Raw genomic sequence first — 9,569 nt, forward strand, 5'->3', positions numbered from 1 at the left:
CGGCTGTTCGCGGGGGATTGCCTGCGGCGCGGCGTGGGGGATAATGTTCGGCAGGATGGTATTTGCCTATTACCAGCGCCTGTCGCCCCGGATGCGCGCGATCTACAGGGCCAGCGACCGGGTCGAGGAGGTGCGCCTGCGCCGCCCGGAGGAATTGCGGCCGTTGGCGCTGGCATTGCAGAGCTCCCTGGCCACCGGCGACCGGGAGAGGATCGCGCAGGATTGCCGCCGGTTGATCTCCGGGATCGCTGCCGATCTGGGGGTCGCCGCGGCGGGGGTGCGGGTGCTGGCGCAGCGTCCCAGCGGCCGCGATTCCGAATTGCATGGCCTGTACGAGCCGGACTCCGCCTGTATTCAGGTGTGGATGCGCACTGCCCGGCACCGGCGAGTAGTGGCCTTCCGCACGTTTTTGCGCACCTTGCTGCACGAGCTTTGTCATCACCTGGATTACCGGTGGCTGCAGCTGCCGGATAGCCTGCATACCGAAGGGTTTTTCGCCCGCGAGTCCAGTCTGTTCAAACAGTTGTTGCCGCCGGGGGGGAGGGACGCGGCGGCCTCGCCGCCGTCCCCGCCGGCGCCCCGTCCCGCCGCTGCCGACGGCGCTGTTTTGTTGCCGCGGCGGCGCCTGTCGTCCCTGCTCAGCGCCCGCCGGGAAAAAGATTAGGGACGATTGTCGTTCCTGCCGTTGCTGCCGCTCCTGGCCCGTTCGCGGCCCGTTACCGGATTTGCGGGTCCTGGGTAAACATCCGTTCCAGCAATCGCTTGACCGGGGCGGCCATGCCGATGCGGCGTTTCGTCGGCGCGGCCAGCCAGCGCCAGCGCCCGCCGCCGCCGGGCGGCTCTTCGGCGATGCCCGTCGCTGCCGTTATCTCCGCCGTCTCCGCCGTCGCGCCCCGCGCCGGCCGCGGCCGTGAATTCCTGGCCCCGCTTTTGCGCGGGGGCGCTTGCCTTTTGCGGGAATGGCGGCTGGCGCCGGTCGTGCCGCGGTCCGCCAGCCGCAGCAGGATCGGCTCGATGTGCAGGCGGAAGTGGCTGAAGTCGTGCCGGAATGGGGTACCCCGGGCAATCTCGCCTATCGTCGCGGCGGGGTCGCTCAGTCGCTGCCGCAGCCATTCGGCGGGGTCGCGGTCGGCGGGACATTCGGGGAGGCACCACAGGCCGCCCCACAGTCCGGCGGGCGGGCGGCGCTCCATGAGCAGCCGGTCTTGCGGGTCGCGGATTAAGAGGAAGCGAGTGCGGCGCACGGGCAGTTCCCGGCCCGGGCGCGTCCTGGGCAGGGCTTCCTGGCGCCCCTGGCGCCGCGCCCGGCAGCCGGGGCGCAACGGGCACTCGCCGCAACGTGGGCCGCGCGGCGTGCAGACCAGGGCGCCCAGGTCCATGATCGCCTGGGTGTATTCCCGGACCTGCCGCCGCGGCGTGTGCTTTTCGGCCAGCGCCCAGAGGCGCCGTTGCGCCGCGGCCCGGCCCGGCCATTCCTCGAGCAGGTGGTAGCGGCACAGCACCCGCCGGACGTTGCCGTCCAGGATGGCGTGGCGGCGCCCGTATCCCAGCGCCAGGATCGCGCCGGCGGTGGAGCGGCCGATGCCGGGCAGTTGCCGCAGGGCTTCGGCATCGTCTGGCACCCGGCCGTCGTGGCGGCGGACGATCTCCTGCGCCGCCCGGTGCAGGTTGCGAGCGCGGGCGTAGTAGCCGAGGCCGCTCCACAGGTGCAGGACTTCGTCCAGGGGGGCGGCGGCCAGCCGCGCCGCGTCCGGGAACCGCGCCAGAAAACGGCGGTAGTAGGGAATAACCGCGGCGACGCGGGTCTGCTGCAGCATGATCTCGGAGACCCAGGTGCGGTAGGGGTCGCGGCGCCCGGTTTGCCAGGGCAGGTTGCGGCGCCCGCGCCGGCGGCGCCAGGCGAGCAGGGGGGCGGCGATGCCCGAGGCATCGCCTAGAATGGCAGCAGGTCCCGGAGCGCGTCCTTCAAGTCGTCTTCCAGGTCTTTGGGGCGCTCCTTTTGCTCTCGCGTTTCTTTCTCCCCCGCCGCTTCTCCCTCTCCCGCCGTGTCCGCTGTCCCCGGCAGGAGTTTTTCCTCGATCTTGCCCAGGATGGATTGCTTGAGCAGGGCGCCGAGTTCCGGGACGTAGGACAACTGCGGCGGGCGGCCGCTAATGCGGATGGGGATCGTCAGGCCGTTGTCCAGGGCGGCGGTGACCCGGTAATCCAGGAGGTTCTGTTCCAGCTGGTAATTGCCTTTGCCCGTGATGCGCAGCCGGGGCGCGCTGGCGCTCAGGTCGTCGTTGCGTATCACCCCCTCGCCGATCTGCAAGGTGGCATCTAACATGGCCAGTTCGGTGCGGGCCTCGGCGTCGTCTCGGTGGCTGTGTTCGCCGGGGCGCCGGCCGGTTAAGGCGCGCCATGCCTCAATATTCTTCATGATATCAATGCCCCGGTAGGTGCCGTCGCGCAGGCGCAGGCTGGCGCTGCCGCCAAGCCCGCGGCGCAACTCGTCGCCCGAGAATCCTTGGCCGGCGAGTTGCCACTCCAAACCCAGCGTGCCCTCCAGACGCGAGCGGCCGGCAAGGTCCCGCAGGACGGCGCCCAGGTCAATCGCCGTGCCTTCGCCGCCCAGGGAGTAGCGCGGCCGCTCGCCGCCCAGGTCCAGTTCGCCGCGCGCCGCCAGTTGCCCGCCGTAGCCGGAGGCGCTCAGGGGAGAGACGCGGATCGTCTCGCCTTCCCGTTGCAGGCCCAGCACGATCTTTTGCAGGCGCAGGCGGCGCAGTATCAACTCCTCTATCGCCGCCTTGCCCTCGATCTCCAGATTCCGCAGCGGCGCGATCCAGGCGGCGCTGTCGGCGGCCGCCGGCGCCTTGTCCCCGGTCTTGTCCTGGGCCTCTTTCCCGGCGGCGGCAGGCGGCGGCAGATAGCGGTCCAGGTTCAGTCGCCCTGCCTCCAATTGCAGCGTCGCGCGCGCCCGGGCGTCAGCCGCCGGGGCGCCCGGCGCGAAGAGGAACTCGCCGCGCAGTTCGGCCTCGTCCACGTGCATTTCTTTCAGGTCCAGGCGCCACTGCCCGGAGTCCAGGCGCAGTTCCGCGTCGAAGCCGGCCCGGCTCAGCGCCTTGGGGTCGGCGGTGGCGGGCATGCGATCCAGCAATAGCGGCAGCAGGCGTCGCGGCTCGATTGTCGGCGCCCGCAGCCGGGCCTCCACGCCCAGGGGCGCCCATTGCAGGCGCGCGCTGCCCGCCAGCTGCAGACCCGGCCCGCTCACGCTCAGTTCTTCCAGCCCGGCGCGGGGCGGCTTGCCGCTGCGTTCCCACCAAGCCTGTCCTTGCAACTCCAACGGCTGTTCGTCGCCGGTTAATTGCAGCAGCAGCCGCAGGGGCGCCAGCCGCGGCCGGGACGGCGCGCCGGCGATGTCCCCCCGCAGCTGCAGCGAGCGGACCCGGCCGCTCCAGCGCTCCTGGCCCAGCGCCTGCAGGAGCCGGGAGATATTCTGGTCGGCGTCAAGGCGCAGTTCGCCCTGCAGGGACTTGTCGCCTTCCTGGTTCAGGTGTCCCGCCAACTCCATGCCCAGGGTGCGGGCCGAGAGTTCCGGCACCTCGAATCGGTCGTCGGCGCCGTCCAGGGCGAAGCGCCCGGCCAACTCGAAGGAGCGGTTTTTCTCCGCGGCGTAGGCATCCGCGATGCGAGCCAGCGGCGATTGCGGATCGCCGTACAGCAGGGAATACAGTTTCAGCAGTCGGGGGAGGTCGGGGCCGCCGCCCTGGAACTGGCCTTGCCAGCGGGGCCGGGTGCCGCCGCCGAGGGCGCTGCCCTCGAGATCGGCCCGCAGCGAGGCGCCCAGCAGTTCCAACTCCAGTTTCCTGGCGATCGCCTTGTCTTCTTCCAGACGCAATTCGGGCGCGTGCAGGCGGAAGGAGAGGTCTTCCTTGCGTCCTGGCGCGTCCAGCTCCAGGCCCAGTATCCGCAGCAGGCGGGGCAGGTTTTCCCCTTGCGCCTCCAGCTGTGCCTGCGCCGCCGCCGGGGCGATGCGCCCCTGTCCCTGGATTTGCAGTCCCAGACCCCGCAGTTGGGAGGGCTCGATCCGCAGCGTCCCGTCGTCCAGGGAGAAGAGCAGTCCGGTGTCCAGTTGCAGTTGGCCGCGGCCGCCAGGCAGGGTGTCGCCCGCGAGTTCCAGGTCCAGGCGCAACGGTTGCAGGGCGGCGGAGTCCTCGTCATAGGCCAGCGTTCCTTGCAGTTTCAGCCTGCCCTCCAGGCCGGGCGGCGTGGCCCGCAGGCGCATCCCGCCTTGCAGTTTGCCGCCGCCGTCCAGTTGCGCCGTGAGCTCCTCGATCAGCAGCTGCCGGTCGTTGCCCCGGTCGAGGAAGATGCGGGCGTCCGTGATGTTGGCGCTGGCCAGCACCACCGGCGGCAGCGTCGTCGGCAGGGAGGGCGTGGGCGCGGGCGGCGCAGCCGGTTCTGCCTCCAGAACCCCCCGGTCGCGGACCAGGTTCAGGCGCAGGCCGTTCAGCTCCAGGTGTTCGATCCGCGGCGCCTTCTCGAACAGGGAGACCGGGTCCAGCGCGGCCCGGAAGCGCTGGAAGTGCAGAAATGCCGGCTCGGCAGGGCGGCCAGGCAAGTTGCCTATCGTTACGTCTTCCAGGCTCAGGTCCAGCAGCGGCCGCAGTTGCAGGCTGGCCGCGCCGATCTCCACCGGTCTGCCCAGCGCCTCGCTGGCGCCGGCGGCAACCGAGCCTCGGTAGTCGTTCAAATTCTCCGCGAAGTGAAAGGTCAACGCGACCAGCACCGCGACGATCAAGGCAAGGATCAGCGGCGGCCCCAGGATGAGGGCGACGATGGCGTATTTCCTGTTCACCGGGGAACTACTCCGCGGCGCTTTTCGGCGCGCCTTTATCCGTGTCCCCGGGCGCATCCGCCGCCGCGCCGTTGGCTTCTTCCGCGGCCGCGGCCAGGAAGGCGCGGGCGCGGCGGGCGGCCTCGCGCACCCGCGCGGGGGCGGTGCCGCCTATATGATCGCGGGAGGTAACGATACGCTCCAGATCCAGCCGGGGGAACAGGTCTTCGGCTATATGTTCGCTGAATTGCCGCAATCCGGCGAGCCCCATCCCGGCCAGGGTTTTGCCCTGCGCCATGGCCTCGCGCACCGCCCGCCCCGCTGCGGCGTGGGCGGCGCGAAAGGGCATTCCCTTGCCGACCAGGTAATCCGCCAATTCCGTGGCCTCCGGGTATCCTGCCGCCGCCGCCTCGCGCATCCGTTCGCGCCGGAAGCGCAATGCCGGCACCAGGTCCGCATAGACGCGCAGGCAGTCCCGCACCGTATCCACGATGTCGAAGACGGGTTCCTTGTCTTCCTGGTTGTCGCGGTTGTAGGCCAGGGGCTGCGCCTTGATCAGGGTCAGCAGGGCCACGAGATGCCCGTACACGCGGCCCGTCTTGCCGCGCACCAATTCGGGCAGGTCCGGGTTCTTCTTCTGCGGCATGATGGAAGAGCCCGTGCAGTAGCGTTCCGGCAGTTCGACGAAGCCGAACGGCGGCGACATCCACAGCACGATCTCCTCCGAGAAACGCGACAGGTGCGCCATCAGCAGCGAGCAGGCCGCCGCGAACTCCACGCAGAAATCGCGGTCGCTGACGGCGTCCATGGAGTTCCGCGCCACTTGCCGGAAGCCCAGCAATTCCGCGCACCGTTGCCGGTCTATAGGGAAGCCGGTGCCGGCCAGCGCCGCCGCCCCCAGGGGCAGCACGTCCAGCCGCGCCAGGCAGTCCAGCAGGCGCCCCCGGTCGCGCGCCAGCATCTCGTACCAGGCCATCAGGTGGTGGCCGCAGGTGACCGGTTGCGCCGCTTGCAGGTGGGTCATGCCCGGCATCAGGGTATCCGCCTCGTCTCCGGCGCGCTCCGCCACGGCAGCCATGAGCCGTCGCAGCAATTCTTCGATGCGGCGCGTCTCCTCGCGCAGATAAAGGCGCAGGTCGGTGGCCACCTGGTCGTTGCGCGAGCGGGCGGTGTGCAGTTTGCCGGCGAGCGCGCCGATCCGCTCGGCGAGGCCGGCCTCGATGTTCATATGCACGTCTTCCAGTTCCTCGCGCCAGGCGAAGCGGCCCTGTTCGATCTCGGCGCGGATCTCCTCCAGCCCCGCCACGATCCGCTCGCATTCGCCGGGGCGCAGGATGCCGGTCTCGGCCAGCATCCGGGCATGGGCCACGGATGCGGTAATATCCTGCCGGTAGAGACGGCTGTCGAAGCCCACCGACGCGCCGAAGGACTCGGCGCGGGGGTCGGCGGCGTCGGAGAAGCGTCCCCCCCAGGGTTTTTTCAGGGGTTTTTTCGGGAATGGATCTTCGGGGGACACGAGGATATGGCAACCGCTGCCGGGTCGGGCAGGCGGAGCCGATTATAACGCAGGGAGGGAGCGATGGCGAACCAGACGAGGGGAGGACGGCGCTCCGGGGAGCAGGACTCTTTCCTGCCCGACCTCTGCCATGGCGAAAACGTATTGCTGGCGATGCTGGCCACCGAATTGCTCGCCGTCGTCCTCACCCTGGCCCGGCCCGAATCGGCCGCCATGTGGTTTATCCGCCTGGGGCTGTATTCGTTGTACATGCAGTGGGTGACCCTCAGTTGCCTGTCGTTGCTGTGCCTTGCCCGCCGCCGCCTGGCCCGGTTCTCCGACCGTTACAGCGCCTTGCTGGCCTATCTGATCATCCTGGCCGTCGCCCTCTTTATCGGCGTGGTGAGCTGGTGGCTGTTTTCCCCCCTGCCCATTTGGGGGGCGGAGGGGGAGGCGCATACGCCCTGGAATTTTCTGCTGCGCAGCCTGGCGATCAGCGGCATCCTGGGGGCGCTGTTCCTGCACTATCTCTACATGCAGCACCAGTGGCGCCGCCGCATCGTTTCCGAGAACCAGGCGCAGGTGCGGGCCCTGCAGGCGCGCATCCGCCCGCATTTTCTCTTTAATACGATGAACACGCTGGCGGCGCTGGTGCGCGACGATCCGGCGCAGGCCGAACTGCTGATCGAGAATCTGTGCGCCCTGTTCCGCGTCGCGCTGCGCGAATTCCCCGGCCTGGTTCGGTTGCCGGTGGAGTTGGACCTGTGCCGCCGCTACCTGGAGATGGAGCGGTTGCGGCTGGGGAAGCGGTTGCAGGTGCAGTGGGACATCGCCGCCCTGCCGGACGACGCCGGGATGCCGCCGCTGACCCTGCAGCCGTTGCTGGAGAACGCCGTCTATCACGGCATCGAGCCGCGCCACGGCGGCGGTTGCATCCGCGTGTCCGCGGGCCGCTCGGAGCAGGCGCTGCAGATTCGCATTGAGAATCCCCTGCCCGAGAGCTGGGCCGGGGGGCGCCAGGACGGCCACCGCCTGGCGCTGGAGAACGTGCGTGAACGCTTGCAGCACAGTTTTCCCGGGCCGACCGCGCTGCTGGCGGAGGAGCGGCAGGGGCGCTTCCTGGTTACCCTGGAGTTCCCGTTTTGCCGGGTCGAAGGTGAAGATCCTGATCGTAGATGACGAGTTGCCGGCGCGGCGCCGGCTCCTGCGCCTGCTGCGCGCCTGCGGCGTGCGGGAAGAGGTGCGGGAGGCCGCCGACGGCCTGGAGGCATTCCGGCTCGCCTCGCGGGCGCCGGCGGACTTGGTGCTGCTGGATATTCGCATGCCGGGCATGGACGGCCTGGAGGCGGCGGGGCACCTGGCCCGGCTGGTTCCGCCTCCCGCCGTGGTCTTCACTACCGCCTACGAGGCGCATGCCCTGGAGGCATTCGCGGTCAACGCCGTGGATTATCTGGTGAAACCGGTAACGCAGGGGCAACTGCAACGCGCCCTGGAGAGGGCGCGGGCGCCAAACCGCGCCCAGTTGGCCGCCCTGGCCGAGCGGCGGCAGGCACGGCGCAGCTACCTGGGCGGGCGGCAGAGCGGCAGCCTGCGTCTGGCGCCGGTGGCCGAGATTCGTTATTTCCGGGCCGAGCACAAGTATGTAGAGGCGGTCGCGCCGGAAAGCGTCCTGCTGCTGGAAGAAAGCCTGAAAGACCTGGAGCGCGAGTTCGCCCCGGATTTTCTGCGGGTGCACCGCAACGCCTTGGCCGCCATGCGCCATGTCCGCGCCCTGGAGCCGGCGGCCGGGGGCAGCCACCTGCTGCGCTTTCGCGGCCTGGAGGGCGCTATCCCGGTGAGCCGCCGCCTGTTGGCGGAGGTGCGCCGTCGCTTGCAGTCCGGCTGAAGAGGGCGGCGGTCTCGCGCGCGGCGGCGAGCGCCGCCAGCCTGCCGATTACTCCGTAGGGATAGAAGCGGTTGCCGTGGTCGTTGCCGGCCTCCCTCGGGGATTCCGCCGGCGGCTCTCCCGGCGCCTGGCCGCAGTCGGCGAAGGCGAGCGGCTGAAAATACATTCCCGGGGCGTTCAGATTCTCCTCGGCGCCGCGCTTGTTGTGCACCCGGTAGAAGCCGCCGACCACGCGGTTGCCCACGGTATATACCACCGGTTCGGCGACTCGCTCCGGGTTGCCCCAGGTCTCGCGGGTGAACACGCCCTCCTGGATGAGCACGCGGGTTACTTTTTGGCCCTCCTTGACGGTGGCCATGCGGCTGCGCTGCTTGCGGTTCAGTTGCAGCGCCTCCTCGGGGCTGCGCACGGTCATGACCGCCATGCCGTAGGTGCCGGTATCCGCCTTGAGCACGACGAACGGCCGGCTGGCGACGCCGTAGCGGCGGTATTTTTCGCCGATCTCCTCCAGCAGGGCGGCGACCCGGGCTTGCAGGCAGTGTTCCCCCTCTCTCTTCATGAAGTCTATGGCGCCGCAGTCGTAGCACAACGGCTCCAGCAGCCAGGGATCTTCCAGGCCGACAAAGGCGGCGAATTCCGCCGCCACCTGCCGGTAGTGGCTGAAATAGAGGGCCTTGGAGCGCTCCGACCAGCCCTGGTACGGCGAGGGCGCCACCCGTTGTTCCAGCCCCTCGAGGATCGGCGGCCGCCCGGAGGAGAGGTCGTTGTTGAGCAGAATCAGGTCCGGGTCGAAATCGCCTGCCCGCAGCCGGTTGCCGTGCCGTTCCAGGGGCGGCGCCGGCTCGGTGTCGCCGGCGGGGGGCGCCGGCGCCGGCGCCGCGGCGCTTTGCAGCCGGCCGATGCGGGTCTCGAAGCCCGCCTGTTCCAGGATGCTGCGCAAGGTAGCCAGGTGCTGCGCGTAGTACGGGTTGCGCGTGTGGTTTTCCGGTACCACGAGGATGCGATCCACGACGATGCCCATGCCCTCCACGGCCTGCTGCACGGCTTGTACGCACAGGGGCGCGAAGGCGCGGTTCAGGTTGTTGAAGCCGGCCGGGAACAGGTTGGTGTCCACCGGGGCGATTTTGAAGCCCGCGTTGCGGATATCCACGGAGGCGTAGAAGGGCGGCGGCGTGGCGCGCCATTGGCGGCGGAACCAGGATTCGATCTGCGTCTGGCGCGCCAGCAGGTCGCGTTCCAACGGCTGCAGGGGGCCGGAGAGCGCCGTAGTCAGGTGCGGAACGGAACTCTCGGCAAGGGAGATGGCGGCGTTATCGGGCATGGCGCATGGTGTTGGCCTTGTCATTCCGGCCACCCCCCCGTGTCATTCCGGC

Annotated in this window: 6 protein-coding genes and 1 pseudogene; 3 read left to right on the forward strand and 4 right to left on the reverse strand. The window is 69.7% G+C overall.

All coding sequences use genetic code 11. The annotated features are described in order from the left end of the window. A partial coding sequence (locus tag OXU43_03555; protein ID MDD9824233.1) for a hypothetical protein occupies positions 1-664 on the forward strand: 664 nt, incomplete at its 5' end. 52 nt (positions 665-716) lie between these two features. Here the strand turns inward: OXU43_03555 and mutY are convergent. The 3 genes and pseudogenes from mutY to argH all read right to left on the reverse strand — a co-directional run bounded on the left by mutY (position 717) and on the right by argH (position 6,332). Next, the gene (gene mutY / locus OXU43_03560; protein ID MDD9824234.1) at positions 717-1,907 is read right to left on the reverse strand and encodes an A/G-specific adenine glycosylase; all 1,191 of its coding nucleotides are present in this window, start codon (positions 1,905-1,907) and stop codon (positions 717-719) included. 26 nt (positions 1,908-1,933) lie between these two features. Next, entirely contained in the window at positions 1,934-4,837 is a 2,904-nt protein-coding gene (locus OXU43_03565; GenBank protein MDD9824235.1) for an AsmA family protein, read from the reverse strand. A 103-nt stretch (positions 4,838-4,940) separates the two neighbouring features. Further along, positions 4,941-6,332, reverse strand: a pseudogene (argH, locus tag OXU43_03570) (argininosuccinate lyase). A gap of 63 nt (positions 6,333-6,395) precedes the next feature. On the opposite strand from argH, the gene OXU43_03575 reads away from it, so the two are divergent. Together OXU43_03575 and OXU43_03580 are read left to right on the forward strand one after the other, a co-directional pair. Beyond that, positions 6,396-7,490: a histidine kinase gene (locus tag OXU43_03575; GenBank protein MDD9824236.1), complete on the forward strand. Its 1,095-nt coding sequence runs from the start codon at positions 6,396-6,398 to the stop codon at positions 7,488-7,490. Beyond that, entirely contained in the window at positions 7,468-8,196 is a 729-nt protein-coding gene (locus OXU43_03580) for a LytTR family DNA-binding domain-containing protein (GenBank protein MDD9824237.1), read from the forward strand. Before OXU43_03575 ends, OXU43_03580 begins: the two co-directional genes overlap by 23 nt. On the opposite strand, the gene gshA is transcribed toward OXU43_03580, so the two are convergent. Continuing rightward, complete coding sequence (gshA, locus tag OXU43_03585) at positions 8,138-9,517, reverse strand: glutamate--cysteine ligase (GenBank protein ID MDD9824238.1); 1,380 nt, start codon at positions 9,515-9,517, stop codon at positions 8,138-8,140. The genes OXU43_03580 and gshA overlap by 59 nt on opposite strands. Positions 9,518-9,569: the final 52 nt, after the last annotated feature.

It is taken from the genome of Gammaproteobacteria bacterium (assembly GCA_028817255.1).
Classification (GTDB): Bacteria; Pseudomonadota; Gammaproteobacteria; order Porifericomitales; family Porifericomitaceae; genus Porifericomes; species Porifericomes azotivorans.